The 17,114-nt window shown below is 61.4% G+C and carries 12 protein-coding genes; 5 read left to right on the top strand and 7 right to left on the bottom strand.

Going from position 1 to position 17,114, the window contains the following annotated elements; genetic code table 11:
* The first annotated feature begins 65 nt into the window (after positions 1-65).
* Both AB5Y48_RS05235 and AB5Y48_RS05240 read left to right on the top strand, forming a co-directional pair.
* Entirely contained in the window at positions 66-3,929 is a 3,864-nt protein-coding gene (locus tag AB5Y48_RS05235; RefSeq protein ID WP_368163929.1) for a response regulator, read from the top strand.
* On the top strand, positions 3,926-5,056 hold the full coding sequence (locus AB5Y48_RS05240; protein WP_368163931.1) for a response regulator: 1,131 nt from the start codon (positions 3,926-3,928) through the stop codon (positions 5,054-5,056). The genes AB5Y48_RS05235 and AB5Y48_RS05240 overlap by 4 nt, the downstream gene beginning before the upstream one ends.
* Positions 5,057-5,060: 4 nt before the next feature.
* Here the strand turns inward: AB5Y48_RS05240 and tyrA are convergent, their stop codons facing one another.
* The 6 genes from tyrA to glpT all read right to left on the bottom strand — a co-directional run bounded on the left by tyrA (position 5,061) and on the right by glpT (position 12,642).
* The gene (tyrA, locus tag AB5Y48_RS05245; RefSeq protein WP_368163933.1) at positions 5,061-6,188 is read right to left on the bottom strand and encodes a bifunctional chorismate mutase/prephenate dehydrogenase; all 1,128 of its coding nucleotides are present in this window, start codon (positions 6,186-6,188) and stop codon (positions 5,061-5,063) included.
* A gap of 57 nt (positions 6,189-6,245) precedes the next feature.
* Positions 6,246-7,322 carry a 3-deoxy-7-phosphoheptulonate synthase gene (locus AB5Y48_RS05250; RefSeq protein ID WP_050665852.1) on the bottom strand — a complete coding sequence of 359 codons (1,077 nt, stop codon included), beginning with the start codon at positions 7,320-7,322 and terminating at the stop codon, positions 6,246-6,248.
* 270 nt (positions 7,323-7,592) lie between these two features.
* Complete coding sequence (gene glpQ, locus AB5Y48_RS05255) at positions 7,593-8,666, bottom strand: glycerophosphodiester phosphodiesterase (protein ID WP_050665851.1); 1,074 nt, start codon at positions 8,664-8,666, stop codon at positions 7,593-7,595.
* Positions 8,667-8,740: 74 nt separating this feature from the next.
* Positions 8,741-10,228 carry a glycerol-3-phosphate dehydrogenase gene (gene glpD / locus AB5Y48_RS05260; RefSeq protein WP_368163936.1) on the bottom strand — a complete coding sequence of 496 codons (1,488 nt, stop codon included), beginning with the start codon at positions 10,226-10,228 and terminating at the stop codon, positions 8,741-8,743.
* A gap of 217 nt (positions 10,229-10,445) precedes the next feature.
* On the bottom strand, positions 10,446-11,204 hold the full coding sequence (locus tag AB5Y48_RS05265; RefSeq protein WP_050665849.1) for a DeoR/GlpR family transcriptional regulator: 759 nt from the start codon (positions 11,202-11,204) through the stop codon (positions 10,446-10,448).
* A 97-nt stretch (positions 11,205-11,301) separates the two neighbouring features.
* Complete coding sequence (glpT, locus tag AB5Y48_RS05270; RefSeq protein ID WP_368163937.1) at positions 11,302-12,642, bottom strand: glycerol-3-phosphate transporter; 1,341 nt, start codon at positions 12,640-12,642, stop codon at positions 11,302-11,304.
* A 468-nt stretch (positions 12,643-13,110) separates the two neighbouring features.
* Here glpT and AB5Y48_RS05275 point away from each other — a divergent pair, with 468 nt between their 5' ends.
* Positions 13,111-13,959: an MIP/aquaporin family protein gene (locus tag AB5Y48_RS05275; protein WP_050665847.1), complete on the top strand. Its 849-nt coding sequence runs from the start codon at positions 13,111-13,113 to the stop codon at positions 13,957-13,959.
* Positions 13,960-14,027: 68 nt separating this feature from the next.
* Entirely contained in the window at positions 14,028-15,530 is a 1,503-nt protein-coding gene (gene glpK / locus AB5Y48_RS05280) for a glycerol kinase GlpK (protein ID WP_224159904.1), read from the top strand.
* A gap of 49 nt (positions 15,531-15,579) precedes the next feature.
* Here glpK and AB5Y48_RS05285 read toward each other — a convergent pair whose 3' ends face one another.
* Positions 15,580-16,380, bottom strand: coding sequence for a DUF2726 domain-containing protein (locus AB5Y48_RS05285; RefSeq protein ID WP_158453488.1), 801 nt, complete (start codon positions 16,378-16,380; stop codon positions 15,580-15,582).
* A gap of 192 nt (positions 16,381-16,572) precedes the next feature.
* Between AB5Y48_RS05285 and AB5Y48_RS05290 the strand changes: the two genes are divergently transcribed.
* Positions 16,573-17,085, top strand: coding sequence for a glycine cleavage system protein R (locus AB5Y48_RS05290; protein ID WP_050666000.1), 513 nt, complete (start codon positions 16,573-16,575; stop codon positions 17,083-17,085).
* Positions 17,086-17,114 lie beyond the last annotated feature (29 nt).

A 17,114-nucleotide genomic window follows, 5' to 3' on the forward strand; every position in this document is an offset into this window, starting at 1 on the left:
CGTGCCGTCCCACTGCCCGAACAGACCCCTTCTATACTCTGATGGACCTCACCGGAGAAGTATCCATGCGTTCCATCAAGGCGGTTTCACTTCTGCTCTTCATCCTCATCAGTGCCCTGCTCATTTACCTTCTCTTGTTGTCGTGGCGGTTGGACCATCAGCAGCGCACCCTGAACCAGATCTACTATCAGTCGGCCGACCGACTGGCGCTGGCCCAGGAGATCCGCAGCAGCTCCGATCATCTGAGCAAATTTGCAAGGGCCTATGCCGTCACCGGTGAGGTGCGCTTCCGGCAGCTCTTTAACTATGTGCTGGCGGTGCGCAACGGTCAGATGCCCCGTCAGGAAGGGCACAGTTTTGGCTTCTGGGATCAGGCGGCCATCCCCGGGTTTACCCTCCCGCCCCCAAGTGCTGAGCGCGCCTATCCCAGCCTGCAGAAAGCGCTCGACAGCACCGGCCTGTCGACCCTGGAATTGCTGCTGCTCAAACAGTCGCTGAACACCTCGGATGCCCTGGTGGGCATGGAGCGGCGAGCCTTCGATGCCGTACAGGGGATTGGAACACCGGATGGCAAACCGGATCTGCAAACGGCCACCCGCCTGCTCTTCTCCGATGAGTACTTCAACGAGAAGTGGCGCATCATGCAGCCTCTCGGTGAGTTTTATACGGCCTTGACCGAACGCAATCTGCAGCGCCAGCAGCAGGCGGAGCAACAACTGGCCAGCTTTGCCCGGCAGCAGCAGGCGGGACTGTTGCTGCTTCTGCTGGCCACCCTGTGTGCTTTTGCCATCATCTGGCGCTGGTACCTCTCCCCCCTGGCCAGGATGCAGGAGCGCCTCATCCGGCGAGTCAGTGCCCATGACTATCATGCCGAAGAGGAGAGCTGGCATCAGGGGGAGCTGGGCGCCCTGGCCCAGGCCCAGAACCAGCTCCTGCGTGAGGTGGGGCGGCAGCTGGATAACAACCGTCTGCTCAAGGAGTTCTCCGACGCCAGCCGGGGCTGTGAGAGTGCCGCCGAGTTTGGTAACCGGGTGATCCAGTTCCTGCTTGCCCGCTTCAATGTCCCCCTGGCCGGTCTCTACCTGTGGGAGCAGGAGCGACTGGTGCGCTGTGCCGGCATCGGCTATGGAGGGGGAGCCGAGCAACAGATGGTCGAGGGTAGCCTGCAACTGAGGCTGCTGCACAATCGCACCCCCTATCGCCTCACCGATCTGCAGGAGCACTGCACCCTTCCCATGCTGGGGGGAACCCTCACCTTGAGCGAGATCCATTTCTTTCCGCTCTGGAGTAATGACAGGCCCCTCGGGTTACTCGAGCTCGGCATGCTGGGAGCCCTGGACGAAGAGCGCCAACAGTGGCTGACCCTGCTCTGCAAGGATCTCGAAGTGGGTCTCAAGCTGACTCTTAACCAGCAACAACAGATGAGGGCCGAGCAGCGGGTCTCAGAGCAACTTCGTTTCACTCAGCAGGTACTCAACGCCATCCCCAACCCCATGTACTATCTGGATCGGCAACAACAGCTGCTCGGCGTCAATACCGCCTTCGCCGACTTCTGTGGCCAAGCCCAGGAGAGCCTCATCGGCATGCCACTGGGTGCCCTCTTCCCCGTGGGGGATGCCTTCCTCGACAACCACATCCCCCTGTTACAGGAAGCCGCCGCCATCCACTATGAGCTGACCCTGCCGGATCCGGCCGGCGAGCCCCATCAGATGAGCATTTATGAAGCCACCTATCTGGGCAGTGACAATCAGCCAGAGGGGATAGTGGGCCTGCTGGTCGATATCACCGAGCAGAAGGCGCTCGAGCAGGCCCTGCGCCAGGCCAAGGATGTGGCCGACGAGGCCTCGCAGGCCAAGGGAGAGTTCCTGGCCAACATGAGCCACGAGATCCGCACCCCCATGAATGCCATCATCGGCATGGCCCAGCTGGCGATGATGAGCGATCTCAATCCCAAACAGCAGCACTACGTGGGCAAGATAGATCAGGCGGCCAAGTCCCTGCTCGGCATCATCAACGACGTGCTGGACTTCTCCAAGGTCGAGGCCGGGCGCCTCCAACTGGAGCAGACCGACTTCCAGCTCGACGAGGTGCTCGACAACCTCGGGAACATGTTGGGACAGAGGGCACAGGAGAAGGGGATCGAGCTGCTGTTTGATATCGACCCCACCATGCCCCAGGCGTTGATCGGCGATCCCCTGCGGCTGGGGCAGATCCTGATCAACCTCTGCGGCAATGCGGTCAAGTTCACCGAGCGCGGTGATGTCGTGCTGCGTATCCAACCCAGGGAGCAGGATGAAGAGCACGTTCGGGTCCACTTCGAGATCCGTGACAGTGGCATCGGCATGACCCCGGAGCAGCTCGGCCGCCTCTTCCAGTCCTTCTCCCAGGCCGATGGCAGCATCACCCGCCGCTATGGGGGCACCGGACTGGGGCTCACCATTGCCAAGCACCTGGTCGAGCTGATGGGCGGCGAGATCCGCGTCACCAGCACTCCCGAAGTGGGCTCCTGCTTTTCCTTCGATCTCAGGCTTGGATTGCAAAGTGCCAAGGCCCGCCAATATGTCACCAGTCTCAATGAACTCAACGGCATGCATGCCCTGGTGGTCGATGACAACCCCCTGGCCAGAGAGATCATGCAGAGCCTGCTGCAAGCCATGGGGTTGACTGTCACCCTGGCCGAGGATGGCGACGGCGCCATTCGTCAGGTGCGCAGTCGGCCCTTTGCGGTGGTCTTCATGGATTGGCAGCTGCCTGGCATGGACGGGCTGGAGGCCTGCCAGCAGATCCGCCCCCTCGCCCCCGACTGCAAACTGGTGCTGGTCACCGCCCACAGCCGCGAGCTGGCACTGCAGAGCCACAACGAGATCGATGCCCTCATCATCAAACCGGTCAACCCCTCGGTGCTCTTCAACTGCCTTGCCGATCTCTTTCACCATCCTCAGCCTCTCCCCAGCGGGAGCGAGAGCCAGCCCCTCCCCACCCTGGCCGGTGCCCGACTGTTATTGGTGGAAGACAACCCAACCAACCAGGAGATCGCCGTGGGATTGCTCGAGCCACACGGAGCCCGCGTGCAGATCGCCAATCATGGTGAGGAGGCGCTGGCCTGGCTGGGGCGCGAGACATTCGATCTGGTGCTCATGGATATGCAGATGCCGGTGCTTGACGGGGTCAGTGCGACACGCCGGATCAGGGACAATCCCGCCTGGCGCAGCCTGCCCATCATCGCCATGACCGCCAATGCCATGCGCCAGGATGTGGAGCGCTGCCTCGAATGCGGCATGAATGACCACATCGGCAAGCCCATCGATGTGAAGGAGATGCTGGCCAAAATAGCCAAGTGGCTACCTAAGGCGGCCGACAAGATCATGGCGCTGCCCTTGCTGGCCGAGGAAGAGGCGCTCTCCCGCTTCTGCGGAGACAAGGGGCGCTGGCTGCAGAGCCTGGAGCGTTTTGTCGACCAGCTGGAGCAGGAGAGCGGGCAGGCGAGAGCGCTGCTGGAAGGAGACGATCGGATGGCCCTGGCCCGTTATGCCCACGGCATCAAGGGCGCGGCCGCCAATCTGGGGGCCACCCGCCTCGCGCTCTGGGCCGGTGAGGTGGAAGAGCTAAGTCGCAGTGATGCCCCCCCCGACGTCGACGCCTACCCCCGACTGGAGGCCGAGCTTGCCGACCTGCGCCACATCCTGCCCACCAGAGCCCCGCAGGGCACAGGCGAATGCAGCCACTCCCTCAGGGAGGCACTTAAGGCACTGCTTCCCTTGCTGACAAGCGGGGACGCCAGCGCCAAGACAAGGCTAGAGGCACTCAAACAGCGCAGTGCCGAGTGGCCCGCCGAGCTTGCCCCTCTGGAGAGCCTGATCCACCACTATGACTTCGAGCAGGCCAGCCTGTGGCTCACCCACTGGCTGGCCGAGGACGAGAATCCATGAGTACCATCCTTATCGTTGATGACGCCCCCATCAATCTCGACATTCTTCATCACCTGCTCGAGCAGGAGGGGTATGGGGTGCGGGTCGCCAGCAATGGCCGACAGGCGATCCGCAGCATGGAGCAGTCACTGCCCGATCTGGTCATCATGGACATCAACATGCCGGAGATGGATGGCTTCGAGGCCTGTCGACGGATAAAGAGCCGTCCCGACCTGTGGGGCACCCCGGTCATCTTCATCAGTGCCAGCAGCGATATCGAGTCCCTCGACACCGCCTTTCAGTCCGGCGGCTGTGACTATATCAGCAAGCCCTTTCACCCACTCGAGGTGATGGCCAGGGTCCGCAATCAACTGCGCCTCAAGGAGTTCAACCGCCAGCAGGCCCGCATTCAGCTCTACCAGAGCCTGTTCCAACTGACCGCCGGCATCGCTCACGAGATCAATACCCCCCTGGGGATCTGTATCACCGCCTCGAGCTTTATCCATGGTGCGGGGGATCAGATCTCCCAGGCCATGGAGGGGGGCAAACTGGGTCAGAAGATGCTCAAACAACAGCTCGACGAGATCCGGGAGGGGGCACAACTGGTTGAAAACAGCCTGCAGCGGGTGGTGACACTCATCAATCGCTTCAAGGCGCTGGCCCAGGATCAGGATCCCCCCAAGAGCATCCGCTTCGATCCCCAAGAGGCCGCCGCCATGCTGGTTGCCGGGTTCGCCGAGGAGTTTCACCACCAGGAGGTCGAGATGCAGGTGTCGGGCAACGCCACCCGGCTCACCTGCCCTCAGGGGCTCTTTCTCGATCTTCTGCAGGAACTGATCAGCAACAGCCTGGCCCACGCCGCCGTCACCCCGCTGCGGCTTGGGTTGACGCTGGATGAAGAGAACAACCAGCTACGGCTGCACTACTGGGACAACGGTGTCGGCATGTCGGCCGGGGAGCTGCCCCATCTGTTCGAACCCTTCTTCACCACCAAGCGCGGGGATCCGAGCCACTGTGGCCTGAGTGCCTGCCGCATTCATAACCTGGCGGAGAGTAATCTCGGGGGATCGCTGCAGGTATTCAGCCCCGGCGAGGGGCTGCATTACGAGATCCGGCTCCCCGTGAGGGACAACCCGGGTCAGGATTAACCCATTAGCCTAGGTGGCGCCTGTCGTTGGCCTGGGCCAGCAGCTGCTTGCTCTCGCGCAGGAACTGGCTGGCGTGCTCGCCGAAGTAATCAGCCACCCGGTTGAACGCCTCCACAAATCCCTCCCGTTGCCCCTGCTCGAGCAGGGCCAGGGAACGGCCAAACTCTTCGTAGTAGCGACGGATCATGGCCAGATTTTGCGGTGACGAGAGGATGATGTCCGCATAGAGTGCCGGGTCTTGCGCAAACAGCCGCCCCACCATGGCCAGCTCCAACCGGTAGATGGGGGAGCTCAGGCGCAGCAGCTGCTCCAGATCCGCCCCCTCCTCGGCCAGATGACGGCCATAGGCGAAAGTGGCGAAGTGGCGCAGGGCCTGGATCAGGGTCATGGCCTGGTCGTGCTCGGCGGCGCTCACCGCCACCAGACGCGCCCCCCAGATAGTCATCTGCTGGCAGAGCCACTCGCTTGCCAGAGGATCACGTCCGGCGCAGCAGACGATCACCTGCTTGGCCAGACTCGCCACATCGGGACCAAACATGGGGTGCAGGCCGAGCACAGGCCCCGGGTGGGCCGCCAGCATGGCGGCCATGGGCCCCTGCTTGACGCTGGTGAGATCCACCAGCAGGCAATCTTCCGGCAGGCGCCCAAGCTGCCCGATCACCGCCTCTGTCACATCGATGGGCACCGCGACCATGACCATGCCGGCGTTGGCAAGCCGGCTTTCGCTATCTGCCCAATCCTCTTTCTCCAGCACCTCGACCCGGTAGCCAGAGAGACGCAGCATGTGTACAAACAGCCCGCCCAGGGCGCCGCCCCCTCCCACCACCACCACGTGGCGCAGATCGGGCTTGATGCACTTGAAACCGGTCTCCTTCTCGCTGGCGTACGACTCGCGCATGATGCGCCGCAGCACATCCTCGACAAGATCCCCGGGCACCCCGTGGGCCTCGGCCTCCTCCCGGCGGCGCGCCAGCATGGCCGCCTCCCGATCCGGGGCATAGATGGGCAGACCGTGGCGGCTCTTGACCTCTCCTACCTCCCCCACCAGCGCCAGGCGGCGGGCCAGCAGGGTCACCAGCTCCCTGTCCACCTCGTCAATCTTGTCCCGCAGGACATCCAGTTCTTTGGCCATGATCCCTTCTCTATCAGCAAGCAGGTCGCCCCGTGGCGACCCGGCCATTATTCAATGTCAGACCGGCTGACGTCGAGACTTAAGGGCCTCCCCCAGCTCGTGGTAGGCGCGTGCCAGCAGCTCGTCGGTGGTCGCCCAGCCGATGCAGGCATCGGTAATCGAGACTCCGTAGCGCATGCACTCGCGCGGCTGCTCGGAGGATTGGCTCCCCTCCTCGAGATGGGACTCGAGCATCAGGCCGATGATGGAGCGGTTCCCCTCCTGGATCTGATGGATGACGTTATCGGCCACCCTGGGTTGCAAGCGGTAATCCTTGTTGGAGTTGCCATGGCTGCAGTCGACCACCAGCCCGGGGGTCAGTCCGGCCTGAGCCATCGCCTCCTCGGCCAGGGAGACATTGACCGAGTCGTAGTTGGGATGCTTGCCCCCGCGCAGGATCACATGGCCATCCGGGTTGCCCTGGGTCTGCAGCAGGGCCACCTGCCCCTGCTGGTTGATCCCCATGAAGGCGTGGGGCGTCGCGGCAGAGCGCATGGCGTTGATGGCGGTGCCGAGATTGCCATCGGTGCCATTTTTGAACCCCACCGGCATGGAGAGACCGGAGGCCATCTCCCTGTGGGTCTGGGACTCGGTGGTGCGGGCCCCGATGGCCGACCAGGAGAAGAGTTCGGCCAGGTATTGGGGACTGATGGGGTCGAGCGCCTCGGTGGCCAGCGGCAGCTCCAGCTCGGCCAGCCAGCAGAGCAGCTCACGGGCACGATGCAATCCCAGCTCCACGTCGAAGGTACCATCCAGGTTGGGATCATTGATAAACCCCTTCCAGCCCACGGTGGTTCGCGGCTTCTCGAAGTAGACCCGCATCACAATATAGAGAGAGTCACGATAGGCATCATGCAAGGCCTTGAGTCGGGTTGCGTACTCCTTGGCGGCCTCCATATCGTGAATTGAGCAGGGACCGCAGATGACCAGCAGGCGGTGATCCCGGCGATGGATGATGTCAGAGATGGTCTGGCGCGCCCCCTGCACGAAGGCCAGGGCGTGCTCGGAGATGGGCAGCCTGCGCTTAAGCTCGGCCGGGGTGATCATCACCTGCTCGGAGTGGATATGGACGTTATTGAGGGGATCTTTTTGCATGAGTGGACTCTCTTTTTCATGTAAACCACCGCGAAAAACCGTAAACATTAAATTACAATCGTTCACTCGCGACGACGCAACCGGAGTCCACATTAACAACCAAGCGATGAATGGCAAGATCAAATTCAATAAAATGGTTCAACAGCTTCTTTTTTACGCTACCAAGACCAGAAATAATCTCTTCACAGAATTCAAAACACCACTTTTGTATACTTAAATTTACAGTCAAAAAAGGGGCCCTCGGGCCCCTCGTGATCCGTGACTCGCCGCTTACTTGCCGTTGTGGGCTCGAATCACCTCGACCGCCTTGTCGGGGAAGTCGCTAAACACACCGTCCACATCGGCCTGATAGAGGAAGATGTTGAGCAGATCGGTGAAGTCATTGGCATAGGCCGGCACCTGCCCCTGATCCTGACGGAAGGTATAGGGGTGGACCTTCAGACCGCTGGCATGGGCCTCCTTGACCAGGTTGGTGAAGGTGGGCTTACCCGGGGTACCCGGCTCGGGCACTATCATGGGTTTCCACGGACCCACCCCTTCGGCATAGGTGGCTATCTCTTTCATGGCACCGGGTTTGAACATCCAGTCATAGTTATAGGGCGTCGCCTTGCCCTTGGCGTCATAGACCATGGTCTCGTTCCAATCGGTCTCGGCCATCAGCTGTACCAACTTGAGATCCATGCCCATGGCCGGCATCAACTCACCGTTGATGCGCTTGAGCTCGTCGGCGTCAAAACACTGCAGGTAGACCTTGTCGTCCTTACCGGTGTAGCCGTACTCCTTGAGCACCTTGAGCACCGCCCTGGAGATATCCTTGCCCTCGTGGCGGAACAGCCAGGGCGCCTTGATCTCGGGATAGATACCGACATTCTTGCCGGTGCTCTTGTTCATCCCCTGAATCATCTCGATCTCTTCCTGGAAGGTGTGGATCTTGAAGCTGGACTTCCAGAGGGGGAAGCGCGCCGGGTAGACGGGAACCTGCTTGCCATCGACCACCTGGAACGGCTCTGTCATGCGCAGGGAGCGGATCTCGTCCAGGGTGAAGTCGACCACATAGAAGCGGCCGTCAGGACGGGCACGCTTCGGGAAACGCTCGGCCACATCGGTGATGCCGTCGAGGAAGTGATCGTGCATCACCACCAGCTGGTCATCCTTGGTCATCACCAGATCCTGCTCCAGATAATCCACCCCCATGGCATAGGCCATGGCCTTGGACTCCAGGGTGTGCTCGGGCAGGTAACCGGAGGCGCCCCGGTGGGCGATGACAATCTTGCCCTCATCGGCAGCCAGGGCGGGGAAGGTAAGCGCAGTGCCCAGCGCGAGGGCTATCCATGTTTTCTTCATTGTTATGACTCTTCTTGTTGTGGTTGCTTGCAGGGTACAGAGGAAATGTGACGGCCATGCGGCCGCCACCCGGGTTAACTTGCCCGTGGCAAGGCGTGGAGATGTTCCTCCAGCCACCGGGCGAGACGGGCCTGCTGGCTGGCATCGAGACGCAAGCCCAGCTTGCTGCGGCGCCAGAGGATGTCCTCCAGGGTGCGGGCCCACTCTCGCTCGATGAGGTAACGCACCTCGGCCTCGCACAGGCCGGCACCAAACTCCTCGCCGCGCGGCTGGCCCAGCCAGAGACGGGCATTGGCGCCATAGGCCTCGGCGATGCGCAGGGCGCTGCGGTCGTCGAGCCAGTCAAACTCCAGGGCAAAGGCACGGGCCAGTTCGCGCACCGGGCAGTCGAACTCGCCGCCCGGCAGGCGGGTAGTCGCGGTCCAGTCATCGCTCATCCGGGGGAACCAGGGCTGCAGCTTGTGGCAGGCGGCCTGGGCCAGTTTGCGATAGGTGGTGAGCTTGCCACCAAACACCGACAAGAGCGGTGCCTCCTGCTCGTCACCGCTCACCTCCAGGGTGTAGTCACGGGTGACCGCCTGGGGTGAATCGGACTCGTCATCGCACAGGGGACGCACACCGGCATAGGTCCAGACCACGTCCTTGGGCGCAACCTGACGGGTGAAGTGGGCATTGACCACGTCGCACAGATAACGGCTCTCCTCATCGCTCATACGCGCCTCGCGCGGGCTCCCCTTGTGCTCCACATCCGTGGTGCCGATAAGCGAAAAATCCTGCTGGTAGGGGATGACGAAGACGATACGCTTGTCCTCGTTTTGCAGGATATAGGCCTCGTCGCGCTCGTGAATCCGCGGGACCACCATGTGGCTCCCCTTGATGAGACGGATCCCGCGCGGGGACTTCTCATGGAGTCCATCGTCATAGAACTGCTTGACCCAGGGGCCGGCGGCATTGACCAGGGCGCGCGCGGTCACGGTGAAGCGCTCCCCCCCTTCCCGCTCCAGCGTCACCCGCCATTCACGCCCCTGGCGCTGGGCGTCGACGCAGGTAGTGCGGGTCTCGATGCGGGCGCCCTTGTCCCGGGCCAGCATGGCGTTGAGCACCACCAGACGGGCATCGTCGACCCAGGCATCGGAGTACTCGAATCCCTTGCGGATCTCGCTCTTGAGCCCATCACCAGGGACAAAACGCAGCCCTGTACTCCCCTTGAGGCGATCGCGCTTGGCCAGATTGTCGTAGAGAAAGAGGCCGGCGCGGATCATCCAGGCCGGACGCAGGTGCGGGCGGTGGGGCAGGCGAAAACGCATTGGGCGGGCGATATGGGGCGCCATGCCGAGTAGCACCTCCCGCTCGGCCAACGCCTCCTTGACCAGACGAAACTCATAATGCTCGAGATAGCGCAGACCGCCGTGGATCAGCTTGCTCGAGTTGGACGAGGTGGCCGAGGCGAGATCGTGTGCCTCGAACAGGGCTACCTTGAGCCCCCTCCCTGCGGCATCGGCGGCGATGCCGACCCCGTTGATGCCGCCGCCGACGACGACCAGATCATAGTGCTCGTTCATGTTCACCTTCATTTCGTTTTTATGATTCAACGCATAGCAGCGTTTGATTTCGCTCATATTAGAGCACAAAGGAAAATCAAACGAACATTATTGCGCAAAAATGTGATCGAAATGGGGGCGGTGTTTGCCAGGCTGCAACAGCCTGTCAACCCAATGATGATGAGGAGAGAAAATCAGAGGAAGAGAGAGCCAGGGGCCTGGCCCCCGGCAGAGAGGATCAGCAGAGATGGCACTCGACCTGATGGCTGGCGAGGATGCGGGCCAGCTTGTCAGGCGGGGGTTGATCGGTAAAGAGGGCATGTACCTGACTGATATTGCCGAGGTTCACCATGGCGTTGCGGCCAAACTTGGTGTGGTCGGCGGCGAGCAGCACCTCGCGGGAGTATTGGATGATGGCCTGAGCGATCTTTACCTCGTGGTAGTCGAAATCGAGCAAAGAGCCGTCGAGATCGATCCCCGAGATGCCGATGACCCCATAGTCCATGCGAAACTGGCCGATGAAGTCCCGGGTCGCCTCCCCGACGATGCCACCGTCCCGGTTGCGGATCTCGCCACCGGCAATGATGACGGTGAAATCATCCTTGGCGGTCAGGATGCTGGCCACGTTGAGGTTGTTGGTGACGATGCGCAGATCCCGGTGCCCGAGCAGGGCGCGCGCGACCGCCTCTGTGGTGGTCCCGATGTCGATAAAGAGCGAGGAGCCGTCGGGAATATGGGCCGCCACCGCCTGGGCGATGCGCTCCTTCTCCTTGAGTTGCATCACCTTACGGGTGGTGTAGGCGGTATTGACGGTACTGGAGTGGAGCGAGGCCCCGCCGTGATGGCGGCGGATCTTGTTCTGCTCGGCGAGATCGTTGAGGTCACGACGAATGGTCTGGGGGCTGACATCGAAATGCGTCACCAGATCCTCGGTCGAGACGAATCCCTGCCGGGTGAGGACATCCAAGATCTCCTGATGTCGTTGTGTTTGCTTCACCTGGATCCTCCCTTGTGATCGAAAAAGGCCCCGCACTCGGCGGGGCCTTCGCAGTCTACCCCAACCCGGGCGGGCGAGGTAAGCAGACCATCACGTTTTAGGCCTTCTGCGCCATCATCTCGTTATCGTGCTTGAGGGTCAGGCCGATGAAGAGGATGGAGAGCACGCAGGAAGAGGTCAGCAGAATAAAGCCGCCATCCCAGCCGAAGTGGTCCACGGTGTAGCCGAGTACGGCGTTGGCGGCCACGGCACCACCCAGGTAACCAAACAGACCGGTGAAACCCGCGGCAGTACCGGCGGCCTTCTTCGGCGCCAGCTCCAGAGCGTGCAGGCCGATCAGCATGACGGGGCCATAGATGAGGAAGCCGATGGCCACCAGAGCCAGCATGTCGATGGTCGGATTGCCGGCCGGGTTGAACCAGTAGACCAGCACGGCCACGGTCACCAGTGCCATGAACAGGATACCGGCCGGGGCGCGGCGGCCCTGGAAGAATTTGTCCGACATCCAGCCACACAGCAGGGTACCCGGAATGCCCGCCCACTCATAGAGGAAGTAAGCCCAGGAGGTCTTGTCGACGGAGAAGTCCTTGGCCTCTTTGAGGTAGGTGGGGGCCCAGTCCAGCACCCCGTAACGGATGAGGTAGACGAAGGCGTTGGCGATGGCGATATACCAGAGCAGCTTGTTATTGAAGACGTACTTCATGAAGATCTCCTTGGCGGAGAACTCCTTTTCGTGCTCGGCACTGTAATCGGCCGGATAGTCGTTCTTGTACTCCTCAACCGGGGGCAGGCCGACCGATTGCGGGGTATCACGCATGATGAAGAAGGCGAGCACCGCGATAGCAGCCGCAGCGGCTGCCGGCACATAGAAGGCACTGCGCCAGTCATTGAACCAACCCATACCGAGAATAAACAGCGGGCCGATCATGCCGCCACCCACGTTGTGAGCCACGTTCCACACCGATACGATGCCGCCACGCTCCTTGTGCGACCACCAGTGCACCATGGTGCGACCGCAGGGAGGCCAGCCCATGCCCTGAGCCCAACCGTTGAGAAACAGCAGCACAAACATGACGCCAATACTGGAGGTGGCCCAGTGCATGGTCCCCATGCAGAACATGATGACGGCAGAGAGCAGCAGACCGGCAGAGAGGAAGTAGCGGGCGTTGGAGCGATCCGACACGTTACCCATCAGGAACTTGGAGAGGCCATAGGCGATGGAGACCCCGGAGAGCGCCAGACCCAAATCACCACGGGAGAAACCCTGCTCGATGAGATAAGGCATGGCCAGGCTGAAGTTCTTGCGCACCAGATAGTAACCTGCATACCCAAAGAAGATGCCGATGAAGACCTGCCAGCGCATCCGTTTATAGAAGGGGTCGACCTTGTCGGCAGGCAGCCTGGCAATGTGCGGTGCCGGCCTGAAGAGACTGAGCATGTTGAGCTTCCTTTTTGTTGTTGTGATTGAAGGGTAGAGGCTAATTCGGAAACGAGCAGACCTTACCGATTCGAATTCGCGCTCATTATGCTCACAAAGGAACATCAATTCTGTGACGAACGATGAATTATTACAGTTTCATTACTCCGATGAGTCCATTATCAATAACTTTCTCCCCCTTACAGGCCGCATCGGCACTGGCTTTAATACCCCTTAGTGGTTAGGTGCCCTGACTGCCATTTGCGTATGATCACATTTTATTAGCATCCTGTGCGATCTCGAGCACACTTCCTCTCTGAACTCTCTGACAGATCTGCCAGAGAGGGAGTAAGGTTGCGGCATCCCGAATACGCGCACAAACGAACACGCATGATTGCGCATTAAAACAACAGGGAACAAACGTTTTCGGGTACGAAAGATAGCAAGACACACGACTGATAAAGGAATACCTCTGGTGGAGAACCGTCTATGAGCATACAAAAACCCAGTACCTTGCCCGGCGAACTGTTCGCCGAGTTTATCGGCACCGCCCTTCTCATCTTCTTCGGGGTGGGCTGTGTGGCGGCCCTGAAACTGGCCGGCGCCAGCTTCGGCCTGTGGGAGATATCCATCACCTGGGGCATGGGATGTGCCATCGCCATTTATGTGGCCGGCGGCATCTCCGGCGCCCACATCAATCCGGCAGTGACCATCGCCCTGGCCACCTTCTGCGGTTTTGACAAGCGCAAGGTCGTCCCCTACATCGTCGCCCAGATAGCAGGTGCCTTTGCCTCTGCCGCCCTGGTCTACTTCCTCTACAGCAGCCTCTTTGTCGAGTGGGAAACCACCCATAACGTCATCCGTGGCAGCCAGGAGAGCCTGACCCTGGCGGGGACCTTCTCGACCTACCCGAATGCGGCCCTCTCCAACCTGCAGGCCTTCTTCGTCGAATTCTTCATCACCTCAGTGCTGATGCTGGCCATCCTGGCCATTGGCGATCCCAATAACGGCGCTCCCAAAGGCTTTGCCGGTGCCCTGCTGATCGGCATCCTGATCGCCGTCATTGGCGCCTCTTTCGGCCCCCTTACCGGCTTTGCCATGAACCCGGCCCGTGATTTTGGTCCCAAGCTGTTCGCCTTCGTGGCCGGCTGGGGTGAGATTGCCCTGACCGGTGGCCGTGACAACCCCTACTTCTGGGTCCCCATCCTTGGCCCCATCTGCGGAGCCCTCTGTGGTGCCGCCCTCTATGTGAAGGTATTGGCCCCCTGCGTCCCGGGTAACCGTGTCGCTGCCGAAGAGACCGCCGAGCTGTCCAATAAAGAAGAAGCGGCGGCCTAAGCCGGCGCCCGTCCGATAAAGAAGAGGCCGCTGCCCAAAGCGGCGGCCCATCCAACGTGGAGAACATCATGACTGCACAACAGAAATACGTCGTCGCTCTGGATCAGGGAACCACCTCATCACGCGCCATCGTCTTCGATCAGGATGCCAACATCGTCGGCGTCTCCCAGCGCGAATTCACCCAGCACTACCCCAAAGCAGGCTGGGTCGAGCACGACCCCATGGAGATCTGGGCGACCCAATCTTCCGTCTTCACCGAAGTGCTGGCCAAGACCGGGCTGCACAGCGACCAGATCGCCGCCATCGGTATCACCAACCAGCGTGAGACCACAGTGGTGTGGGAAAAGGCCACCGGCAAGCCCATCTACAACGCCATCGTCTGGCAGTGCCGCCGCACCGCCGCCATCTGTGAAGAGCTCAAAGCCCGTGGCCTGGAAGAGTATGTGCGCGAAAATACCGGCCTGGTGCTGGATGCCTACTTCTCCGGTACCAAGGTGAAGTGGATCCTCGACAACGTCGAGGGTGCCCGCGAGAAGGCGATGAACGGCGAGCTCCTGTTCGGTACCATCGATACCTGGCTGGTATGGAAGATGACCAACGGCGAGGTGCACGTCACCGACCCGACCAACGCCTCGCGCACCATGCTCTACAACATCCGCGAGCTGAAGTGGGACGAGAAGATGCTCGACGAGCTGGGCATCCCCATGTCCATGCTGCCTGAGGTGAAGCCCTCCTCCTCCATCTATGGCCACACCACCCGGGGTGGCGGTACCCGCATCCCCATCGCCGGCATCGCCGGTGACCAGCAGGCCGCCCTGTTTGGCCAGCTCTGCTTCGAGAAGGGGATGGCCAAGAACACCTATGGGACCGGTTGCTTCTTGCTGATGAACACCGGCACCGAGCCGGTTCGCTCCCACAACGGCCTGCTGACCACGGTCGCCGTCGGCCCCAAAGGGGAAGTGAACTATGCCCTCGAGGGGGCCGTGTTCATGGGCGGTGCCACCATCCAGTGGCTGCGTGACGAGCTCAAGATCATTCACGATGCCCGCGACACCGACTACTTCGCCTCCAAGGTGGGTGACACCAACGGCGTCTATCTGGTGCCGGCCTTCGTCGGCCTGGGCGCCCCCTACTGGGATCCGTATGCTCGCGGCACCATGGTCGGGCTGACCCGCGGCGCCAACCGCAATCACATCATCCGTGCGGCGCTGGAGTCCATCGCCTACCAGAGCCGCGACGTGCTGGACGCCATGCAGCAGGACTCCGGCATCAAGCTCTGCGCCCTCAAGGTGGACGGCGGCGCCGTAGCCAACGACTTCCTGATGCAGTTCCAGTCCGACATGATGCACACCCCGGTGGTGCGCCCGACCCGCATCGAGACCACCGCCATGGGCGCCGCCTTCCTGGCTGGCCTCGCCGTCGGCTTCTGGGAGAGCAGTGACGAGCTGCAGAACAAGTTCAGCGTCGACAGAGAGTTCATCCCGCAGATGGATCATGAGGCACGCAACAAGCTCTACCGCGGCTGGCAGAAGGCGGTCGAACGCTCCCGCCGCTGGGCCGAAGAGGAGTAAAATCAGGCAACACAGAGAGGGAGGCATCAGCCTCCCTCTTCTATTGGTCTCACCCCTGGGTCTGCCCCTCGCTCAACGATGCATAACGACACTCGGGGAAACGGGTACAGGTCATGAAATAGTGGCCCGCCTTGGGCCCCTTGCGGGCCAGGCGCTCCACCAGCGGCGCATCGCAACGGGGGCAGGTCTGCGCGATACGGGTGATGGTCGGTGAGCGCTCTTCAGCGGTATCGCCAATCAGCTCGGGATTCAGGGTCGGCTCACGCCGGCCTCCGGTCTCGATGCTATCGAGGGACAAAGCGCCCAGTTGCGGCCCGTCGCCAAACTCCCGCTCATGATGGGGCTCCTGAGGCAGTGCTTCTTCTTGTGGCGCCTCTTCACCCAGTCCCAGCTCAGGCTCGAGATAGTAGAAGATCTGACTGCGCAGCCGTGCCACGTCGTACTCCTCGGCCAGGGGAATGGCCAGCAGGGCCAGACCGGCGGCCTTGCAGGCGAGGCGACGAAAATCCTCTGCATGCCCCTCCTCTTCTTCGATAACGATGCCACACAGGGGAGTCCCCTCCTCCCGGTCGATCAGCACATAGTCGAGATCCCAACAGGTGAGCTCATCGCTGGCCCGCTGCCACTTGCGCGCGTTGAGGCGCTCGCTCGGCGCCAGCACGTTGGCCAGATTGACCTTGCACAGCACACGCGCCTCCTGCCCGACCGCCTCTTCAAGGGCATCGAGCAACGCCAGCTCGTCAGCCTCGAGCACCCCTTCCTGACGTTGATATTCCGAAGGGGCCGCCCCGCGGCGTATCCACCACAAGGCTCCCGCCACCAACAACATCAGTACAGCTAACCAGACCAAGCCCATGACTCCTCCTGCCTTCACGACGATTGGGCTAAAAAAACGGGCGATACTCTAGCATGCACCCTCGAGTCTGTCAGTGACTGACGCACCGCCCCCCCATCGCTATTGCCACCACTTTTTATGGTGACAGCGCTTCATATGGCGCGCCCCCACAGGCACAATGAGAGGATGAACGACAAGGAGGTATATATGCACAAGCAACTGGTTATTACCGTCATCGGTCCGGACCGCCCGGGCATCGTCGAATCCCTGGCCAAGGCCGTCAAGCAGGCAGGCGGCAGCTGGCAGGCCAGCTCCATGAGCGAGTTGGCAGGCCAATTCGCCGGCATCTTGCAAATCACCCTGCCCGGGGAAGCCGTGGCATCGCTGCATACCACTCTGGAGGCCCTGCCCAATCTTCAGATCACCCTGGCCGAGGGGGAAGATCACCCCGAACCCCAGCAGCAGCTGATGATGACGGTCACCGGCAACGATCGCCCCGGCATCGTCGAAGAGCTGGCCGCCACCCTTTGCCGCCTCTCGGTCAACGTGATCGATCTCACCACAGGCTGTGAGCCGGCCCCCCACTCGGGCGCGCCCCTCTTCTTCGCCCACACCCTGGTGGCCTTGCCCGATAGCCTCGATGAAGAGCAGTTGATCGAGGCACTCGAGGCGCTCTCGGACGATCTGATGATCGACATCGACCGGGACGAGGATGCCTGAGTTAATAAAAGTGCAATTAAAGTGTCATA

This window comes from Aeromonas sp. R6-2 (assembly GCF_040908155.1).
Classification (GTDB): Bacteria; Pseudomonadota; Gammaproteobacteria; order Enterobacterales; family Aeromonadaceae; genus Aeromonas; species Aeromonas schubertii.